Origin of the sequence: Microbacterium sp. 22242, from assembly GCF_052045495.1 — a bacterium.
Classification (GTDB): domain Bacteria; phylum Actinomycetota; class Actinomycetes; order Actinomycetales; family Microbacteriaceae; genus Microbacterium.
Genome location: NZ_JBQEOZ010000007.1, coordinates 137,965 through 156,223, shown reverse-complemented (window position 1 = coordinate 156,223; position 18,259 = coordinate 137,965). Strand labels below are relative to the sequence as shown.

Here is an 18,259-nt window from a genome sequence, read left to right as displayed (position 1 = left end):
GCCGGCCCGCGACGCCTGTCGCGATGTCGGCGCACGGAGGTACGCTCCACGCATGTGCGCGAGCTACGGACTGGATCCTCGTTTCAGCGATCAGCAGCTCATCGAGGAGGCCGACGACGAGCTGATGGAGGGCATCAGGGCGTGGGCGCGGCGCAACGCCGACGAGACGCTGCGCCCGACCGGCCGGAACCTGCGCAACCTGAACCCGATCGTGGTGCCCGGGGATGATGCGCCGGCGCTCGAGCTCGGCTGGTGGGGATTCCTCATCGACGGGCGGCCGTCGCGCTTCCCCTCGATCAACACCCGTTCGGAACGGCTGCAGGATCGGCCGGGCGGACTGCGCGGGCGGGCGATCGTGCCGGCCACGCGCTGGTTCGAACTGCAGAAGCCGGCCGGGGTCTGGCACGAGTTCGGACTGGACGGCGCTCTCTTCGGCATGGCCGCGGTGACCCAGCGCGGGCGCACCGAGGACGGGTCCTGGTTCACCTGCTACTCGATCGTGATGCAGCCCGCGCCGGAGCGCCTGGCGGGTGTTCACGACCGCATGCCGGTGCTGCTGCCGCCGGGCTTCGCGGCCGATTGGCTGGCAGGAGCGGCCACGAGGGAGCTCATGGACGAGGCGCTGCTGGCCGCTGCGGACGAGACACGGCAGGTGCGGGCCGCAGCCATGACGAGCGCTCCCTGAGGCGGACGCCGCACGCAGGCACCCCGTGGGATGCACCCGGTCCGGACCGAGGGTGGAGCCTCCTGCCGGACTCGAACCGGCCACCTGCGGTTTACAAGGCCGCTGCTCTACCAGATGAGCTAAGGAGGCGAGGAGTGGCCCGAGAGCCGCTCCCAGGGTAGCAACTCCGGGCCGCGCCCTCGCGCGCGGCGGAAGGGCGCGAGAGCGCGCGTCAGGAGGTGGGCGTCACCGTCGGGGTCGGGATCGAGGTCGGCCCCGGAGTGCCGTAGTACGCGTCGCTCGCGACGGAGAGGACGAACTGACTGAACTCGGCCGCGTCGGTCAGCGAACCGGCGTAGGCCTGGCCGTTCACGACGATCGTCGGCGCGCCGGTCAGCACGAGCTTCTTGGAGCCGGGCAGCGGGCCGTCGAGCGCCCGGGTGGTCGCGTCCTTCACCCAGGAGGCGTAGGTCGCCTTGGCGATGCAGTCCTTCAGGCCCTTCGCGTCCTTGACGCCGCTCGCCGTCGCGAGATCCGCGAGCTCCGCGTCGGTCTTGCCGTCGCTGTCGAGCTTGGGCTGGTCGGAGAGCAGTGCGTGGTTGTAGGCGTAGAACGCGTCCGGCTGCTCGGAGGCGACGCAGGCCGCGGCCGACGCGGCACGCAGCGAGTACTTGGTCCCGTTCGAGTTCGCCGTCAGCAGCGCGACCGGGTGGTACGTCACGGTCGCCGCGTCCTGCTCTACCCAGGTGGCGAGCTGCTTCGCGTTGGCGCGCTCGAAGTCGCCGGCGCCCGGGGACAGGTAGTCGACGTAGATGTGGATGTCGACCGTGCCCGCACTGGTCGGACTGGGCGAGGACGTGGTCGACGCCGGAGCCGGCGCCGGGGTGCCGGCGGGCGTGGGCGTCGCCGACGGGGACGCGGTGGCGGATCCGCTCGAGGTCTTCGCGAAGTCGCCCTTGCTCACGAGAACGCCGTCGTCGTGCAGGTTCGACGGCGCCACCGAGGGCTTCGAGATGGCGGATCCGACGGCCCAGGCGACGGCGCCGCCGGCGGCGCCCACCACCACGATCGCGGCCAGTCCGATGCCCACGCGTCGCAGGATCCTGGCGCGGGACTGCTGGGCGTTCACCTGCTGGGCCTTCTCCCGCACGGCCGCACGCGAATGCGAGGGCGTGGGGACGTTCGGCGTTTCGTCGCTCGACATCGTTCCTCTTGATTCCCGGGGACGGGCATCCCCTGAGCGCCACGGCGACCATGCGCGGCGCGGCATGTCCGATGCTAGCCAGGCAGGCTGAGAAATGCCCAGACGGGCGCTGGCCGCAACCTGCGAGCCGTCGGCCTCGGCGGGTCCGGCCGGCCACGAGACGCCGGACGGTGGACGCTTCCCGCTCCCGCATGTCATACTGATCCCGGCCCGATGGCGGGCCACGGCGGCTCACCCCCGCCGCTTCCTCACTACGGATCGTCCGGCACGTACCTGCCGGTGAAGGAGAAGAGCAGATGGCATCTGTCACTTTTGACGACGCAACCCGACTCTACCCAGGGGGCACACGTCCCGCGGTGGACAAGCTGAACCTCGAGGTCGGCGACGGCGAGTTCCTCGTCCTGGTCGGCCCCTCCGGCTGCGGAAAGTCCACGTCCCTGCGCATGCTGGCCGGCCTCGAAGAGGTCAACGCTGGCCGGATCCTGATCGGCGACCGCGACGTGACCGACGTCCCGCCGAAGGACCGCGACATCGCGATGGTCTTCCAGAACTACGCGCTGTACCCGCACATGACGGTCGCCGAGAACATGGGCTTCGCGCTCAAGATCGCCGGCGTCGGCAAGGAGGAGCGCGCCAGCCGCGTCCTCGAGGCCGCCAAGCTCCTGGACCTCGAGCAGTACCTCACCCGCAAGCCGAAGGCGCTCTCCGGCGGTCAGCGTCAGCGCGTCGCGATGGGTCGTGCGATCGTCCGCCAGCCGCAGGTGTTCCTGATGGACGAGCCGCTGTCGAACCTCGACGCGAAGCTGCGCGTGCAGACCCGCACGCAGATCGCGTCGCTGCAGCGCCGCCTGGGCGTCACCACGGTCTACGTCACGCACGACCAGACCGAGGCGCTGACCATGGGCGACCGCATCGCGGTCCTCAAGGACGGCCTGCTCCAGCAGGTCGGCACGCCGCGCGACCTCTACGAGAAGCCCAACAACGTGTTCGTGGCCGGCTTCATCGGCTCCCCCGCCATGAACCTGTTCCCGGCGGACCTCGCCGAGGGCGGCGTGCGGTTCGGCAGCGAGGTCGTCGCCCTCGACCGCGACACCGTCGGCCGCGCCACGGGGTCGCAGGTCATGGTCGGCGTGCGCCCCGAGGACATCACCGTCGGCCCCGCCGACGGCAAGGGCCTCTCGGTCGTGGTCGACCTCGTCGAGGAGCTCGGAGCGGACGGCTACCTGTACGGTCACACCGACATCAACGGCAAGCGCGCCGACATCGTCGCGCGCGTGGACGGACGCAACCACCCGAACGCGGGCGAGACGGTCGCTCTGGCGGCGAACCCGGGCCACGTGCACGCGTTCGACCTCGAGTCGGGCGACCGGCTGAACGACAAGGTGATCGCAGCTTCCTGATCACGGATCCGGTCCGGTTCCCGGATCCGATCCAGCGACGCGGCGCGGGGGTTCGCCCTCGCGCCGCGTCGTCGTTCCCGCCGGCATCCTCCGGCACAGCACCCCGCACAGCACCCGAGGAGCCTCGATGAAGGACGCTCTGACCATCACCGCGAGCGCGGTCGATCCGGGGCTGCTCTCCCTGCCCTGGTCGCAGCCGCTGGCGAAGTGGCCGTCGAACGTCATCGTGTCGCTGCCGAAGGGCCTCTCCCGGCACCTCGTGCGCTTCGCCGACCTGTCGGGATCCGTCGTCGCGGTCAAGGAGACCACGTCGGAGATGGCCCGCCGCGAGTACGAGATGCTCGGCAACCTGGCGCGGCTCGACGTTCCCTGCGTGTCCCGGGTCGCGGTGATCGCCGGTCGCGTCGATGACAAGGGCGAGCAGCTCCCTGCGGCGCTGGTCACCTCGCACCTGCGCTTCTCGATGCCGTACCGCGCGCTGTTCACCCGTGTGCTGCGCCCGGACACCGCCACCCGCCTCGTCGACGCCCTCGCGCTGCTGCTCGTGCGACTGCACAACGTCGGCTTCTACTGGGGCGACGTCTCGCTCTCGAACGCGCTGTTCCGCCGCGATGCGGGGGCGTTCGCCGCCTACCTCGTCGACGCCGAGACCGGCGAGCTGCATGAGACCGGCCTGACCGACGGCCAGCGCGCGTACGACCTGGAGCTCGCCCGCACGAACATCGCCGGAGAGATCATGGACCTGGCCGCCGGTGGCCGCCTGGAGCACGGCGTGGACGCAGTGGCGATCGCGGACGGCATCGTGTCCTCGTACCGGTCGCTGTGGGACGCCCTCACCGAGCACGAGTCGTTCGCGGCCGGCGAGGCGTGGCGGATCACGGAGCGCGTGGAGCGGCTGAACGCGCTCGGCTTCGACATCGGCGAGATGTCGATCCAGACCACGGGCGACGGCACCCGCGTGGAGATCGAGCCCAAGGTCGTCGACTCGGGGCACCACCAGCGCCGGCTGATCCGGCTGACCGGGCTCGACGTCGAGGAGAACCAGGCGCGGCGGCTGCTGAACGACCTGGACGAGTTCCGCGCCCGCTCCGCGAAGCAGTGGGCCGACGAGGAGATGTACGCGCACGAATGGCTCACCCGCGTCTTCGAGCCGGTGGTGCGCGCGATCCCCTACGACCTGCGCGCCAAGCTCGAGCCCGCCGAGGTGTTCCACCAGGTGCTCGAGCACCGCTGGTACCTGTCCCAGGCCGAGGGTCGCTCGGTCCCGCTCGCCGAGGTGCTCACGTCGTACATCAACGACGTGCTGCGGCATCGCCGTGACGAGGCGACGATCATGGGTCCGCCGACCGAGACGACCTCGCTGCCCGTGATCACCGGATCGGTACCGCTCGATGACGAGGAATCCGGGATCGACTGGCGCGACCTGGTCTGACCGCGGGAGCGCCGCTCTCCCGCACGCGGGGCAGGATCCGGCCTGCGGCCGTCAGGCGGGAAAGGCGTCGAGGCCCGGCCTGCCGGACGGCGCCGGGGCGACGGACGCGTGCGTGCTCGGGGCCGCGCAGGGCACGAGCACCTGGGTGGGCGGCGCCTGGGACCCCTCCAGCCGGGCGATCAGCGCCTCCGTGGCCAGCCTGCCGAGCTCCTCGGCTGGCTGCGCGTAGGTCGCGATCGCCGGATCCAGCACCGCACCCGCCGACTCCGGCGCCGAGAGCATCACGATCGACAGGTCGCGGGGCACCACGACGCCCCTGCGACGGAGCACGTTCGTCAGCCCGAAGTTGGCGTCGCGGTGCATGCTGATCACGGCGGTCGTCCGCGGGGCCTCCGCGATCAGGATCTCGGCGAGACGTTCACCCGAGGCCGGGCCACGCGGCAGCCGCACGGAGAATCCGTGCACGCCCGACGCCAGGGCCGCGTCCGCGAACGCCTGCTCGACGCGGGGCGGCGGGGCATAGCCGGACAGCGGCGTGCCGTCGTTGTCCTCGACGACGAGGCTCACCTCACGGTGGCCCAGTGCGACGAGGTCGGCGAGCGCACGCGCGGTGGTGGACTCGAAGTCGATGTCGACGTAGTCGATGCCCTCGGTGTCGCGGGTGCGCCCGATCAGCACGAACGGGGCGGCGGCCTCCCGCAGACGCGTGACGCGCTCGTCTTCGAGGGTGACCTCCATGAGAAGAGCGCCGTCGGCGATCCCGGTCTTGATGAGCGAGGTCACCTCGGCCGCCGCGTTGTCGTTGCGGATCGGCCAGAGCACGAGGTTGTACCCCTTGGCCCGCGCCGCCGTCGCGGCCGCCTCGACGAACGGATTCAGCTGATGTTCGAGCAGCGGGAAGAGCAGGGCGATCACCCGCGAGCGCTGACTGGCCAGAGCCCGCGCCACCGCGTTGCGGCGATAGCCGAGCTCGTCGATCGCCTCCTGGATCCGCTCCCGCGTCTCCGGCGTCACGGGCTTGGTGCCGTTGACCACGAACGACACGGTGGAGATGGACACCCCCGCCCGGTCGGCCACCTGCTGCATCGTCACACGTGACCCGTGCGTCTTCCCGTGTCGCATAGTGTGCCCAGTATCGCACCCTCCGGGAAATTGTGGTCAAGCGCTTGACTTGATCGTCGCGACGGGTGCAGACTGCCTGTCAAGCAGGTGCGGCCCCCTTCGCGTGACGAACCACAGCCGTTCTGCCACCCGAGAGGTCAAGCGCTTGACCGTCTGGTCTCCCGGCACCCGCACGCAAGGAACGAAGCAAAGGAGCTCATCCGTGAACAGATCACGCATCGTGGCAGCGCTCGGCGGCGCGGCCGCGATCTCACTCGCACTGGCCGGCTGTTCCGGCGGTGGCAGCGGGGGCGGCGGCAGCAACACGCTGACCATCGAGGACTACTACCAGGCCAACTACGATCCGATCTACAAGGACTGCGCCGGCCAGGTCGGCGCGAAGGTCTCCATCAACCACATCGCGGGTGCCGGCCTCATCGCGAAGGTCCTGCAGCAGGCCTCGTCGAAGACGCTCCCCGACGTGCTGATGCTGGACAACCCCGACGTCCAGCAGATCGCGGCGACCGGGGCCCTCTCCGACCTGAAGGACTACGGCCTGAGCGGTGACGGGAACGTCGACGGCGTGACCAAGGCCGGCAGCTACAAGGGCACGCTCTACGGCCTCGCCCCGGTGACCAACTCGATCGCCCTGTACTACAACGCCGACATGCTCAAGGCCGCGGGCATCACGCCGCCGACCACGTGGGACGAGCTGCGCGCCGCGGCGAAGAAGCTCACAGATCCGGCTCAGGGCGTCTACGGCTTCGCGATGAGCAACATCAACACCTATGAGGGCACCTGGCAGTTCCTGCCGTTCTTCTGGACCAACGGCGGGGACGAGAAGAACATCGCCACCCCCGAAGCGGCCCAGGCGCTGCAGTTCGTCGTCGATCTGCAGAACGACGGGTCGATGTCGAAGAGCTCGATCACCTGGGCTCAGGCCGACGTGAACAACCAGTTCATCGCGAAGAAGGCCGCCATGATGATCAACGGCCCCTGGCAGCTGCCCGCGCTGAACGCCGCGAAGGGCCTGAACTTCGCGAGCATCCCGATCCCGGTGCGCGAATCGTCGCAGAAGATCGTCTCCCCCCTCGGCGGCGAGACCTTCACCGTGCCCAACACCGGCAGCAAGGACAAGATGGCGCTGGCCGGCAAGTTCGTCGGCTGCCTGAACTCCGAGAAGATGCAGCCGAAGATCGCCCAGGTCAGCGGGAACGTGCCGTCGAACCAGAAGGTGGCGGACGCGTGGGCGAAGACCCACGAGCAGGTCGCATCGTTCGTCACCACGGTGAAGACCGCACGGGCACGCACCGCCGAACTGGGTGAGAAGTGGCCGACCGCGGCCACCGCGATCTACACGGCCGTACAGCTCGCGCTCACCGGCAAGGAGACGCCGGCCGCCGCGCTCGAACAGGCGCAGCAGCAGAACAAGTGACCGCCGGGTCGGGCGGCCCGCGGGTCCGCCCGACCCTCCTCGACCGCGCAAAGGAGCGTGCCCATGTCCACGGTGAACGCCACGGCCCCGGCCGGCGTCGCACAGCCGCACGGAGGCGGCACCCGGCCGCGGAGACGCCGGAGGGTCGGCGCCACGATCTCTCGCTGGCTGTTCGTCGCCCCGGCGGTCCTGTTCGTGCTGATGTTCTTCGGCTACCCGGTGGTCAAGAACATCACGATGTCGCTGCAGAAGTACACCACGGCGACCTTCTACACCGGCGAGGCGCCCTGGGTCGCCTTCGCGAACTACGTCAGCATCTTCACCAGCCCGCTGTTCAGCACGACGGTCATCAACACCGCGCTGTTCACGGTCGGCTCGATCGTGCTGCAGTTCGTGATCGGCCTCGCCCTCGCCCTGTTCTTCACGCGGCGCTTCCCGCTCAGCGGGTTCCTGCGTTCGCTGCTCCTGCTGCCCTGGCTGCTGCCGCTGATCGCCTCGAGCGCCGTGTGGAAGTGGATCCTCGACCAGGACAGCGGGGCCCTGAACCAGTTCCTCGGGCTCTTCGGCATCCAGCCGGTGCCCTGGCTGGTGAGCCCGGGCCTCGCCCTCGTGGCCGTGATCGGCGTGAACGTGTGGCTCGGCATCCCGTTCAACACGACGATCCTGTACAGCGGCCTGCAGGCGGTGCCGGAGGAGCTCTACGAGGCCGCGGCCCTCGACGGCGCGGTGGGCTGGCGGGCCTTCTGGCACATCACCTGGCCGAGCATCAGGTCGGTGGTGAGCGTCGTCGTGGTCCTGGGCGTCGTCTACACGCTGAAGGTCGTCGACATCATCCTCGGGCTGACCGGAGGCGGGCCCGCGAACTCCACGCAGACCCTCGCCACCTGGGCCTATCAGAAGTCGTTCGTGCAGTTCGCGTTCGGCGAGGGCGCCTCGATCAGCAACGTCCTGATCGTGGTCTCCCTGGTGTTCAGCATGGTCTACCTCTACCTCTCCCGGAAGGAAGTCGACGAATGAGCGCGACGCAAGCCCTGATCCTGCCCCGCGGCTCGCGCGCGGCACGCCGCAGGCACGCCAGCCGATGGCCGATGTCCGTGCTCGGGGTGCTGTTCCTCGCGATCATGATCTTCCCGGTCTACTGGATGGTGAACAGCAGCCTGCAGGCGAACACCGGGGCCGCCACCACGACCTGGCTGCCGTGGAACCCGACGTTCCAGGGCTACCTCACCGCGTTCCAGCAGCAGGGCCAGAACTTCGTCACGAGCCTGATCATCTCCCTGAGCACGGTCGCGCTCACGATCGCGATCGCCACGCCCGCCGCCTACGGCCTCGCGCGCTTCAAGATGAAGGGCATGACGGTGTTCGTGTTCGCCCTGCTCATCACGCAGATGATCCCGACGATCGTCATCGCGAACGCGCTGTACACGCTGTTCAACGACGTGGGACTGCTGAACTCGTACCTGGGCCTGATCCTCGCGGACAGCGCGGCCCAGATCCCGTTCGCGATCCTGCTGATCAGGGCGTTCATGGCGTCCATCCCGCAAAGCCTCGTGGAGGCGGCGCTCGTGGACGGGGCGAACAACTTCCGCGCCTTCGTCTCGATCGTCGTGCCGATCAGCAAGAACGCGATCGTCACCGCCGCGCTGTTCACGTTCCTCGGCGCGTGGGGCGACTTCCTGTTCGCATTGACCCTGACGAGCACGCCCGAGGTCAGGCCGATCACCCTCGGCATCTACAACTACCTGAGCGCCAACGTGCAGCAGTGGGGACCGGTCATGGCCACCGCCGTGCTGGCCTCCCTGCCCGCGGCGGTGCTGCTCATCCTGGCGCAGCGCTACATCGCGGCCGGCGCCCTCGGCGGAGCCATCAAGTGACCCGCGCGGATCCGGCACGATCCGCGGTCCCAACCCGCTGTCTGCCCTCTCGGGCGGGCAGCACCACGAACAACCAGAAGGAGTACCGATGAACCCCACTCGCGAGCACCCGCTCCGCGTCGTCGTCTGGGGCGAGAACCGCCACGAGCAGGCGGAGCCGCATGTCGCCGAGATCTATCCGGACGGCATGCACAACGCGATCAGATCCGGCATCGAGGAGAACCTGGGCGACCGCGTGCAGGTGAGCACCGCGCTGCTCGACGACCCCGAGCACGGCCTCAGCGAGGAGCTGCTGGCGCGCACCGACGTGCTCACCTGGTGGGGCCATGCCGCCCACGGCGAGGTCTCGGACGAGATCGTCGAGCGCGTGCACCGCCACGTGCTGGACGGGATGGGGCTCGTGGTGCTGCACTCCGGGCACTGGTCGAAGATCTTCATGAAGCTCATGGGCACGACCTGCACGCTGCGGTGGCGCAGCGAGAACGACCGCGAGCTCGTCTGGACGGTCGATCCGACCCACCCCATCGCCCAGGGCGTGCCGCACCCGATCGAGATCCCGCAGCAGGAGATGTACGGCGAGCAGTTCGACATCCCCCGCCCCGACGAGATCGTCTTCCTCAGCACGTTCTCCGGCGGCGAGGTGTTCCGCAGCGGCATCACGTACCGGCGCGGCAACGGGAAGGTCTTCTACTTCAGCCCGGGCGATCAGGACTACCCCGTCTACCACCACAGGGACGTCCGCCGCGTGATCGCGAACGGCGTGCAGTGGGCCGCCTCGGATCGCCCGCAGCGCGAGACGCCGGTGCTGCTGCGCTACGACACCGGCGACTTCTTCACCGGGCACGGCTACCAGGGCGCGATGCACAACCGGGACGACTCGTGACCGGTGCGTTCGCCACGGTCCCCGGCGACGCCCCGCTGCGGGTCGTGGTGGTGGGTGCGGGCGCCATGGGGCAGGCCTGGCTGCACACGGTCCGCGAGACGCCCGAGGTCGAGCTGGCCGGGGTCGTCGACCTCGACCAGGGCGCCGCGTCCCGCGCCGCCGCGGTCCACGGCCCGGAGGTCGCGTTCGGCGATTCGCTGAGCGAGGTCGCGGAGCGCGCCGGCGCGCAGGCCGTGATCGACGTGACAGCGCCCGCAGCGCACCGCGCGGTGAACACGGAGGCGCTGCGCGCCGGCCTGCCGGTGCTGTGCGAGAAGCCGATCGCGCCGTCGGTCGCGGAGACGCTCGCCCTCGTGGCGACCGCCGAGCTCTCCGGCCAGCTGCTGATGACGAGCCAGTCCCGCCGCTACTACCCCGCGCTCGCGCGGCTGAAGGCCCTCGCGGCGGGTGTGGGCGAGATCGGCCTGCTCACGACCGAGTTCTTCAAGGCGCCGCATTTCGGCGGCTTCCGCGACGAGATGGACGACCCGCTGCTGGTGGACATGGCGATCCACGCGTTCGACGTCGCCCGGTACCTGCTGGACGCCGAACCGGCCTGGGTCGACTGCCGCTCGTTCAACCCGCCGTGGAGCTGGTACCGCGGAGACGCCGCAGCGACGGCCACCTTCGCCTTCGACGACGGCGCACGGTTCGTCTACACCGGCAGCTGGTGCAGCCCGGGGCTGGAGACGTCCTGGAACGGCTCGTGGCGGCTGAGCGGCGCCCAGGGCACGGTGACCTGGGACGGCGAGGGGGAACCCGTGGCGGCCCCCGAGCCCGCCGTCCTTCCCCCCGCGCACGCGGGACGGGCCGAGATCGCCGGCGCCCTGGACGAGTTCGTGCACGCCCTTCGCACCGGACGCACCCCCTCGGGCGAGGTGCATGCGAACGTGCACACCATCACGATGGTCGAGGCCGCCGTGCGATCAGCGCGCACCGGTGGCCGGGTCGAGCTGGCGGACGTGCTCGCCGAGGCCCATCTGGCGGCCGTCGCGACCGAGACGGATCCCGCGATCCTCGAGGTGCTCACCTCGTGGGGATCGGCGGACGAGGTCAGGGCGAGGCTGCGATGAACGGCACCGGCACGCTGCGCGTCGGCATGAACCGCCACGGGTTCTTGGGGGCGGTGCAGGCGCACGTGTGGCGCACCGCGCACCGGCTCTTCGACCCGGACGCGCTCGTCGTGCCGCGCGTGCTCACCGCCGTGGAGGCCTCGGCGCGGACGGGNGCACTCCGTCCGCGCCGAGGCGGCGGGTCAGTAGCCGACCGTGAAGCGCTCGCGGCGGTGCTTGCCGTTCTCGATCTCGTCGACCACGGCGATCGCGAAGTCCGCCCCGGAGATGTAGGACTTGCCCTCGGCGTCGCGGACGATCACGTCGCCGCCGTCGCGGTAGCGGCCAGTGCGCTCGCCCTCCACCCAGGCGCCGAAGACCTCGGCCGGGTGCACGAAGAACCAGTCCAGCGACGGGTCGGACTCCTCGAGCAGCGCGAGCGAGTCGATGCCGACCTGCGCCTCGTGCTTGTACTCCTCGGGGAAGTCGACGTCGAACAGACGCGGGCCGCCGGGAGCGATCAGGCTGCCGCCGGCGCCGCCGACCACACCCAGCCGGGTCGAGGTTCCGGTGAGCTTCGCGGCCAGCGCCTCGATGATCGGGAGCACCGCGTCCTCCATGTCGCCGCGGGGGCTCAGCGCCGAGACGACGGCGTCCGCGCCGTCGAACACGTCGCCGAGCGAATCCAGGTCGACCACGTTCCCCTGCACGTTCGTGGCGCCCTCGACGGGCGCGGCCGGAACCGAGCGCGAGACCGAGACGACCTCGTGACCGCGGTCGACGGCCTCCTGGACGATGTGACGACCGGCGTAGCCGGTCCCTCCGATGACGACGATGCGTGCCATGCGCGTTTCCTTCCGTTCCTGGACTGGTACGAGGGGTGCAAGGATCCCGGGCGCGCGGCTATTCCGCCGGTACGACTTCTCGCGTCATCGTGCGCGCTGGACCAGGTCCCGTGCGCTCCGGATCAGGCTCCGCCGCCGCGGGGTGCGGGCCCCGCGCGTCAGCCCTTCGCGGCGCGGACGGTCGAGACCTGGTAGAGCGCGACGGACGCCGCGATCCCGGCGTTCAGCGACTCGGTCGCCGCGGAGATCGGGATCGAGACGATCTGGTCGCAGGTCTCGGTGACCAGACGCGACAGTCCCTTGCCCTCGGATCCCACCACGATGACCACCGGACGGTCGGCGAGCTCGAGCGCCGGAAGCGAGACGTCGCCGCCGCCGTCCAGGCCGAGCACGAACACGCCCTGCTTCTTGAACTCCTTGAGCATGGTCGTCAGGTTCGCGGCGAGCGCCACGGGGGTGCGCGCGGCGGCGCCGGCGCTGGTCTTCCAGGCCGCGGAGTTCACGCTCGCCGACCGGCGCTGCGGCAGGATCACGCCGTGACCGCCGAACGCGGCGGTCGAGCGGATGATCGCACCCAGGTTGCGCGGGTCGGTAATGCCGTCCAGCGCCACGAACAGCGGCGTCTGGCCGCGGTCGATCACCTGCTCGAGGAGGTCCTGCGGGTGCGCGTACTCATACGGCGGAACCTTCAGCGCCACGCCCTGATGCACCCCGTCGAAGCCGGCCATGCGGTCCAGCTCCTGACGGGTCACCTCGAGCACCGGGATCTCCCGGTGCCGAGCGATCGCGAGCATCTCCTTGACCCGGTCGTCCATCTCCACGCGCTGCGCGATGTACATCGTGGTGGCAGGGATCTTGGTGCGCAGCGCCTCGAGCACCGAGTTGCGCCCGGTGACGGTCTCAGTGTCGTTCGAGGTCGCCGAGGAGGGCACCCGCCGGCTCGGGTTCGGATTCTGCGGCCGCTGTCCGGGGCGCCCCTTGCCGCCGGCGGCGGCGTAGCGCTCCTGGGCGGCCTTGCGCTTGCCGGCGACGTGCCAGGCGCGGTCCTCGGCCTTCGGGGTGTTCCCGCGGCCCTCGAGGGCCTTGCGGCCGTTGCCGCCGCTGCCCTTGGTGGCGCCCTTCTTCTTGCTGTTGCCCGCTCCGGGGCGGCTCGGCTTAGCCATCGATGCTCCAATGAGTTCCGTCTGGAGTGTCCTCCAGGGTGATGCCCGCCGCACCGATCGCATCGCGGATGCGGTCGGCGGCAGGCCAGTCCTTGTCTGCGCGCGCCCGGGCGCGCTGCGCGATCATCGTCTGGACGAGGGCGTCCAGGGCGACCGCGTTCCGGGAGTCCGCCGCGGTCCTGCCGCCCCACTCCGGCGCCTCGGGGTTGAGGCCGAGCACGTTCGTCATCTCCATGACGTCCATCACGTGCTGCTTGGCCCGACCGTACTCGCCGGCGTCGAGCAGCGCGTTGCCCGTGCGGATGCTGCTGTGGATCACGGCGAGAGCCCGGGGAACCGAGAGGTCGTCGTTCATCGCGTCCCAGAACTCGGTGGGCAGGCCCTCCTTGTACTCGGCCCAGCCCGGCTCGGCCAGGCGCCGTCCGCGTTCCAGGAAGCCGCGGATCCGCCCCAGCGCCGCCTCGGCCTCGGCCCAGGACGAGTCGCTGAGGTCCAGGCTCGATCGGTAATGCGCGGCGGCGAGCGCGTAGCGGACGACGAGCGGGTCGTGCTGCGCGAGGACGTCGGCGGCGAGCGTGAAGTTGCCGAGCGACTTCGACATCTTCTGCCCGTCGACCGTCAGCAGCCCGTTGTGCACCCAGTACCGCGCGAAGCCGTCTCCGGCCGCCGTGGACTGGGCGAGCTCGTTCTCGTGGTGCGGGAAGCGCAGATCGAGCCCTCCGCCGTGGATGTCGAACTCGTCGCCGAGGTAGCGGCGAGACATGGCCGAGCACTCGATGTGCCAGCCCGGCCTGCCCGCACCCCACGGAGAGGCCCAGGTCGCGTCGGCGGGCTCGCCGGGCTTGGCGCCCTTCCACAGCGCGAAGTCCTGCGGCGCGCGCTTGCCGCGAGGCCCTTCGACAGGCTCAGGGACCGGCTGTTCCTGAGCCTCCATCGCGTCGACGGACTGGCGGGTGAGCTCGCCGTATCCTGGCCAGGAGCGCACGTCGAAGTAGACGTCTCCCGACGCGTCCGCCGCGGGATAGGCGTGGCCGCGCTCGATGAGCCGCTCGATGAGCTCCTGCATCTGCGGGATCGAGGCCGTCGCGCGCGGCTCGTACGTCGGCGGCAGGATCCCGACCGCCGCGAAGGCGGCGGAGAACTCCTGCTCGATGCGGTACGCGAGCGCCCACCACGGCTCCGACTCGGTCGCGTTCACGAGCACCTTGTCGTCGATGTCCGTGACGTTGCGCACGAACGTGACCCGGTCGTAGCGCCGCTGCAGCCAGCGGCGCAGCAGATCGTAGCTCAGCGCCGAACGCACGTGCCCGATGTGCGGGCCGGACTGCACGGTGGGTCCGCACACGTAGATCGTCACGTTCGAGGGGTCGATCGGGACGAAGTCGCGCAGTTCCTGCGCGCGCGAGTCGTAGAGGCGGATCGTCACCGCCTCAGCCTACCGGGGCGCGTCTGCGAGACCGCGGCCGGCCCGTTCCCTGTCGACCTGCGTGTCTGCGGCGGTCGCACCGACCTGACCGCAGACATCGCACGTCGAATCGGAACCCCGTCAGGGACGCAGCAGGATCTTGCCCTCGCGCCCGGCGCGCAGGTTGCCCTCCGAGGCCTCCGCGACCCGCTCGAACGGCAGCACGGCCGACACCGGGAGGGTGAGCACGCCGTCGCGCAGGCGCTGCAGCAGCTCGGTGAACAGTGCGCCGCGCTGGTCGGCCGGCATCGCGGCGGCGACCTTGGATCCCCAGAAGCCGCGCACGGTGAGCTGCTTGAAGATGACGTCGCCCGAGGCGATCCGCATGGTCGGGGACTGCATGGCGCCGAACACGACGAGCAGCCCTCCCTCGCCGAGCATCGCGGCGATCTGACCGCTGCCGTCGCCGCCGACCGAGTCGATCCCGGCGCGGATCGGGGCTCCCCCGGTCAGCGCGCGGACCTGATCCTGCCAGTCCTCCGCATCGGTCGCGATCGCATCGCCGACGCCCTGCGCGGCGAGCTCCGCGATGCCCGCCGCCCGGCGGACGAGGCTCACCACGTGCACGCCCCTGGCGGCGGCGAGCTGGGCGACCATGCGGCCGACGGCGCCGTTCGCGGCGTTCTGGATCATCCAGTCCCCGGCGGCGAGGCCGAGGGAGTCCAGCACGCTGATCGCGCTGAACGGCATGGATCCGAGCTGGGCGGCCTGCTCGTCCGGGACGTCGGCCGGCACCGGGATGAGCCCGGCGGCGGGGGCGAGCACGTACTCGGCCCAGGCCCCGAACGCGCCGCCGACCGTGACGCGCCGCCCGGCGAGCGCCGCATCGACGCCCTCGCCCACGGCGTCCACCACGCCGACGGCCTCCGTGCCGGAGCCCGCGGGCAGCTCCGGCTTGTACCCGTAGAGTCCGCGCACGGTCAGCAGGTCGTGGTTGTGCACCGTGGCGAGCAGCACCCGCAGCCGCACCTGGCCGGGCCCCGGCTCCGGCAGCGGCACCTGCTGGACCGAGAGGACCTCGGCAGGATCCCCGAAGGAGGAGTGGACGAGTGCACGCATGGCGATGACCTTTCTACGGCGGGTGCGGAGGGCGGCGGGTGGCCGCCTCCTGCAGCGTAGGCACGGTCGCGATGGCGCGGATGCGGATCCGGAGGATCCCTACGGTTTCCGGGTCAGCCCTGAGCGAACCGGTGCACGAGAGCCACAGCGGTCACCGCGATCCCCTCGCCGCGGCCGGGGAAGCCCAGCCCGTCGGTGGTGGTCGCCGACACCGCGACGGGGGCGCCGCCGAGGGCCGCGGAGAGCGCCTGCTCGGCCTCGCCGCGACGCGCGCTGAACCGCGGCCGGTTGCCCTGGAACTGCACCGAGACGTTGCCGATCGCATACCCCGCCCCGGCGAGGATCTCGGCGGTGCGCGCCAGGAAGACGTCGCCGTGCGCGCCCGCAAACTCCGGGTGGGCGGTGCCGAAGTGCTCGCCGATATCCCCGAGCCCCGCAGCGCCCAGCAGCGCGTCCACGATCGCATGCGCCACGGCATCGCCGTCGGAGTGCCCCTCGAGCGCCGGCTCGCCCGGCCAGTCCAGCCCGGCGAGCCGCAGCGTCCCCTCTGCGGCGAACGCGTGCACGTCGGTGCCGATGCCGATGCGGGGGACGGCGGGGGCGGGGCCGGCGAGGATCATGCGGGCGCGCTCCAGGTCGTGCGGAGTGGTGATCTTGAACGCCTCCTCGGATCCGGCGACGCGGCGCACCGCACCCCCGGCCGCGGCGAACAGCGCGGCGTCGTCGGTGTGGTCGGTCCCCTCGGCCTCGGCCCGCGCATAGGCGGCCTCGAGCTCGGCGCGCGGGAAGCCCTGCGGCGTCTGCGCGGCGGCGAGCTCGGAGCGGTCCACCGGGGCGACGACGTCGTCGCCCCGCACGCGCTTGAGGGTGTCGACCACGGGCAGGGCCGGGATCACCCCGACGCCGGGGGCGACGGCCGCGGCGACCGCGGCGATCTGGGCGGCCGGGGTCAGCGCACGCGCGGCGTCGTGCACGAGCACGACGTCGATGCCGTCGGCGAGGGCCGCGAGACCCGCGGCGACCGAGCGCTGCCTGGTCTCTCCGCCGACCACGATCCGCACCTCGGCCGCCCCGGCGGCAGCGGCGGCAGCGGCGGCCTCGGCCTCGCGCCCTTCGGGGACGACGAGCACGACCTGCGCGGGCGCGGCGGCAAAGACCCCGTCGAGCGCGTGCTGCAGGATCGTGCGACCGGCCAGCGGCACGAAGGCCTTGGGAGCGCCCGCGCCGAGGCGGGTGCCGGATCCGGCGGCCACGACGATCACGGCGGTGCGGGCGAGCGGAGTCACGCACTCACGTTAGCGCGCGGAGCTCCGCAGGAACGTGCCTCCGGCACCTCGCCCCGCGGATCCGCCGGAAAGAAGACCTTGCAGGCGCGAAGAAGGGGTGGCTGCCGATGGCAGCCACCCCTTTCCGCGGATCTCAGGAGGCCAGGACCTCGTCGAGCATCGCTCCGGCCCTGTCCTCGTCGGTCTTCTCCGCGAGCGCGAGCTCGGAGGTGAGGATCTGACGGGCCTTGGCCAGCATGCGCTTCTCGCCGGCGGAGAGCCCCCGGTCCTGGTCCCGGCGCCACAGGTCGCGGACGACCTCGCTCACCTTGATCACATCGCCCGAGGCGAGCTTCTCCAGGTTCGCCTTGTAGCGTCGCGACCAGTTGGTCGGCTCTTCGGTGAACGGGGCGCGCAGCACCTCGAACACCCGATCCAGGCCCTCCTGACCGATCACGTCGCGGACGCCGACCAGGTCGACGTTCTCCGCAGGCACCTCGATGATGAGGTCCCCCTGCGTGACGTTCAGCTTCAGATATTTCTTGGTCTCGCCCTTGATCACTCGGTCCTTGACCTCGATGATCGTCGCGGCTCCGTGGTGCGGATAGACCACGGTCTCGCCAACCTCAAAAAGCATAAAGTCATGTCCTTTCGGCAACCTCCAGGATACCACAGCGGGAATGCGCTAAGGTTCGCGCCCCCGCGCCGGACGCGGAACCGTTCCGGGACGGCGCGTGCCCCTAGAATGGACCTGGATCGTCACGTGAAGCTTCCAGGAGGACCCGTGAAATCGCGCCTTGCAGCGTCCATCGCCCTCAGCGCCCTCGTCATCGTCGGCGCGACCGGGTGCTCGATGATCTCGCCGCAGGCGACCACCATCGACTACTCCGCCTCGGACGGCGCGAACGTGCCGAAGAGCGGTCCCATCGAGGTGCGCAACGCGTTCGTCGTGGTCGACGAGGACGGCACCACCGGCAACCTGGTCGCGGGTCTCGTGAACACGACGTCGTCGGCCGCCACGATCCACATCACGGTCGGCGACAGCGCGGGCCAGAGCGTCCGCGTCCCCGCCCAGAAGGCCGTGAGCCTGGGCGGCGAGGAGACGCAGCCGCTGCGCTTCGAGGGCCTCGACGCCAAGCCCGGCACCACCGTCTCGGTCTACTTCCAGTCCGGCGACGCCGCGGGCATCAGCTACGAGCTCCCGGTTCTCGACGGCACCCTCCCCTACTACTCGAAGCTGGTGCCGTCGGACCAGCCGACCCCGACCAAGCCGGGCGTCGCCCCCGCCGTCGAGCCGACGCCGACCGCGAGCGAGACGCCGGCCTCCTGACCGCGGCGTCCTGACCTCGAACCGTACGACAGCGCCCCCGGCATCCGC

At 70.9% G+C, this 18,259-nt stretch carries 17 protein-coding genes and 1 tRNA gene; 9 read left to right on the top strand and 9 right to left on the bottom strand.

Annotation, left to right across the window (positions count from 1 at the left end; all coding sequences use genetic code 11):
* The first annotated feature begins 52 nt into the window (after positions 1 to 52).
* Positions 53 to 685, top strand: a complete 633-nt coding sequence (locus ACTJJZ_RS10095; RefSeq protein ID WP_440721050.1) for an SOS response-associated peptidase family protein — start codon at positions 53 to 55, stop codon at positions 683 to 685.
* A gap of 53 nt (positions 686 to 738) precedes the next feature.
* Here ACTJJZ_RS10095 and ACTJJZ_RS10090 read toward each other — a convergent pair.
* Positions 739 to 814, bottom strand: a tRNA-Thr gene (locus tag ACTJJZ_RS10090).
* Positions 815 to 896: 82 nt separating this feature from the next.
* Positions 897 to 1,868 carry a DsbA family protein gene (locus ACTJJZ_RS10085; RefSeq protein ID WP_440721049.1) on the bottom strand — a complete coding sequence of 324 codons (972 nt, stop codon included), beginning with the start codon at positions 1,866 to 1,868 and terminating at the stop codon, positions 897 to 899.
* 296 nt (positions 1,869 to 2,164) lie between these two features.
* Between ACTJJZ_RS10085 and ACTJJZ_RS10080 the strand changes: the two genes are divergently transcribed.
* Both ACTJJZ_RS10080 and ACTJJZ_RS10075 read left to right on the top strand, forming a co-directional pair.
* Positions 2,165 to 3,268, top strand: a complete 1,104-nt coding sequence (locus ACTJJZ_RS10080) for an ABC transporter ATP-binding protein (RefSeq protein WP_440721048.1) — start codon at positions 2,165 to 2,167, stop codon at positions 3,266 to 3,268.
* A gap of 127 nt (positions 3,269 to 3,395) precedes the next feature.
* On the top strand, positions 3,396 to 4,700 hold the full coding sequence (locus ACTJJZ_RS10075) for a DUF4032 domain-containing protein (protein WP_440721047.1): 1,305 nt from the start codon (positions 3,396 to 3,398) through the stop codon (positions 4,698 to 4,700).
* Positions 4,701 to 4,751: 51 nt separating this feature from the next.
* Here ACTJJZ_RS10075 and ACTJJZ_RS10070 read toward each other — a convergent pair whose 3' ends face one another.
* Positions 4,752 to 5,786 carry a LacI family DNA-binding transcriptional regulator gene (locus ACTJJZ_RS10070; RefSeq protein WP_440721089.1) on the bottom strand — a complete coding sequence of 345 codons (1,035 nt, stop codon included), beginning with the start codon at positions 5,784 to 5,786 and terminating at the stop codon, positions 4,752 to 4,754.
* A gap of 238 nt (positions 5,787 to 6,024) precedes the next feature.
* On the opposite strand from ACTJJZ_RS10070, the gene ACTJJZ_RS10065 reads away from it, so the two are divergent.
* From ACTJJZ_RS10065 to ACTJJZ_RS10045, 5 genes are all read left to right on the top strand, one after another.
* Positions 6,025 to 7,236, top strand: coding sequence for a sugar ABC transporter substrate-binding protein (locus tag ACTJJZ_RS10065; RefSeq protein ID WP_440721046.1), 1,212 nt, complete (start codon positions 6,025 to 6,027; stop codon positions 7,234 to 7,236).
* Positions 7,237 to 7,299: 63 nt separating this feature from the next.
* Positions 7,300 to 8,253 carry a carbohydrate ABC transporter permease gene (locus ACTJJZ_RS10060; RefSeq protein WP_440721045.1) on the top strand — a complete coding sequence of 318 codons (954 nt, stop codon included), beginning with the start codon at positions 7,300 to 7,302 and terminating at the stop codon, positions 8,251 to 8,253.
* Positions 8,250 to 9,110, top strand: a complete 861-nt coding sequence (locus ACTJJZ_RS10055; RefSeq protein ID WP_440721044.1) for a carbohydrate ABC transporter permease — start codon at positions 8,250 to 8,252, stop codon at positions 9,108 to 9,110. Before ACTJJZ_RS10060 ends, ACTJJZ_RS10055 begins: the two co-directional genes overlap by 4 nt.
* A gap of 88 nt (positions 9,111 to 9,198) precedes the next feature.
* A complete protein-coding gene (locus ACTJJZ_RS10050) occupies positions 9,199 to 9,993 on the top strand; it encodes a ThuA domain-containing protein (protein ID WP_440721043.1) in 795 nt (264 codons plus the stop codon).
* Positions 9,990 to 11,105, top strand: a complete 1,116-nt coding sequence (locus ACTJJZ_RS10045) for a Gfo/Idh/MocA family protein (protein WP_440721042.1) — start codon at positions 9,990 to 9,992, stop codon at positions 11,103 to 11,105. The genes ACTJJZ_RS10050 and ACTJJZ_RS10045 overlap by 4 nt, the downstream gene beginning before the upstream one ends.
* A gap of 182 nt (positions 11,106 to 11,287) precedes the next feature.
* On the opposite strand, the gene ACTJJZ_RS10040 is transcribed toward ACTJJZ_RS10045, so the two are convergent.
* From ACTJJZ_RS10040 to ACTJJZ_RS10015, 6 genes are all read right to left on the bottom strand, one after another.
* The gene (locus tag ACTJJZ_RS10040) at positions 11,288 to 11,929 is read right to left on the bottom strand and encodes an NAD(P)-dependent oxidoreductase (protein WP_440721041.1); all 642 of its coding nucleotides are present in this window, start codon (positions 11,927 to 11,929) and stop codon (positions 11,288 to 11,290) included.
* Between the two features lie 158 nt (positions 11,930 to 12,087).
* On the bottom strand, positions 12,088 to 13,092 hold the full coding sequence (rlmB, locus tag ACTJJZ_RS10035) for a 23S rRNA (guanosine(2251)-2'-O)-methyltransferase RlmB (RefSeq protein WP_440721040.1): 1,005 nt from the start codon (positions 13,090 to 13,092) through the stop codon (positions 12,088 to 12,090).
* Positions 13,085 to 14,518, bottom strand: coding sequence for a cysteine--tRNA ligase (cysS, locus tag ACTJJZ_RS10030; protein WP_440721039.1), 1,434 nt, complete (start codon positions 14,516 to 14,518; stop codon positions 13,085 to 13,087). The genes rlmB and cysS overlap by 8 nt, the downstream gene beginning before the upstream one ends.
* Before the next feature lie 120 nt (positions 14,519 to 14,638).
* Complete coding sequence (locus tag ACTJJZ_RS10025; protein WP_440721038.1) at positions 14,639 to 15,616, bottom strand: zinc-binding dehydrogenase; 978 nt, start codon at positions 15,614 to 15,616, stop codon at positions 14,639 to 14,641.
* Positions 15,617 to 15,729: 113 nt separating this feature from the next.
* The gene (ispD, locus tag ACTJJZ_RS10020) at positions 15,730 to 16,902 is read right to left on the bottom strand and encodes a 2-C-methyl-D-erythritol 4-phosphate cytidylyltransferase (RefSeq protein ID WP_440721037.1); all 1,173 of its coding nucleotides are present in this window, start codon (positions 16,900 to 16,902) and stop codon (positions 15,730 to 15,732) included.
* A gap of 133 nt (positions 16,903 to 17,035) precedes the next feature.
* A complete protein-coding gene (locus ACTJJZ_RS10015; protein ID WP_440721036.1) occupies positions 17,036 to 17,518 on the bottom strand; it encodes a CarD family transcriptional regulator in 483 nt (160 codons plus the stop codon).
* A 147-nt stretch (positions 17,519 to 17,665) separates the two neighbouring features.
* Between ACTJJZ_RS10015 and ACTJJZ_RS10010 the strand changes: the two genes are divergently transcribed.
* The gene (locus tag ACTJJZ_RS10010; RefSeq protein WP_440721035.1) at positions 17,666 to 18,211 is read left to right on the top strand and encodes a DNA modification methylase; all 546 of its coding nucleotides are present in this window, start codon (positions 17,666 to 17,668) and stop codon (positions 18,209 to 18,211) included.
* The last annotated feature ends 48 nt before the right edge of the window (positions 18,212 to 18,259 follow it).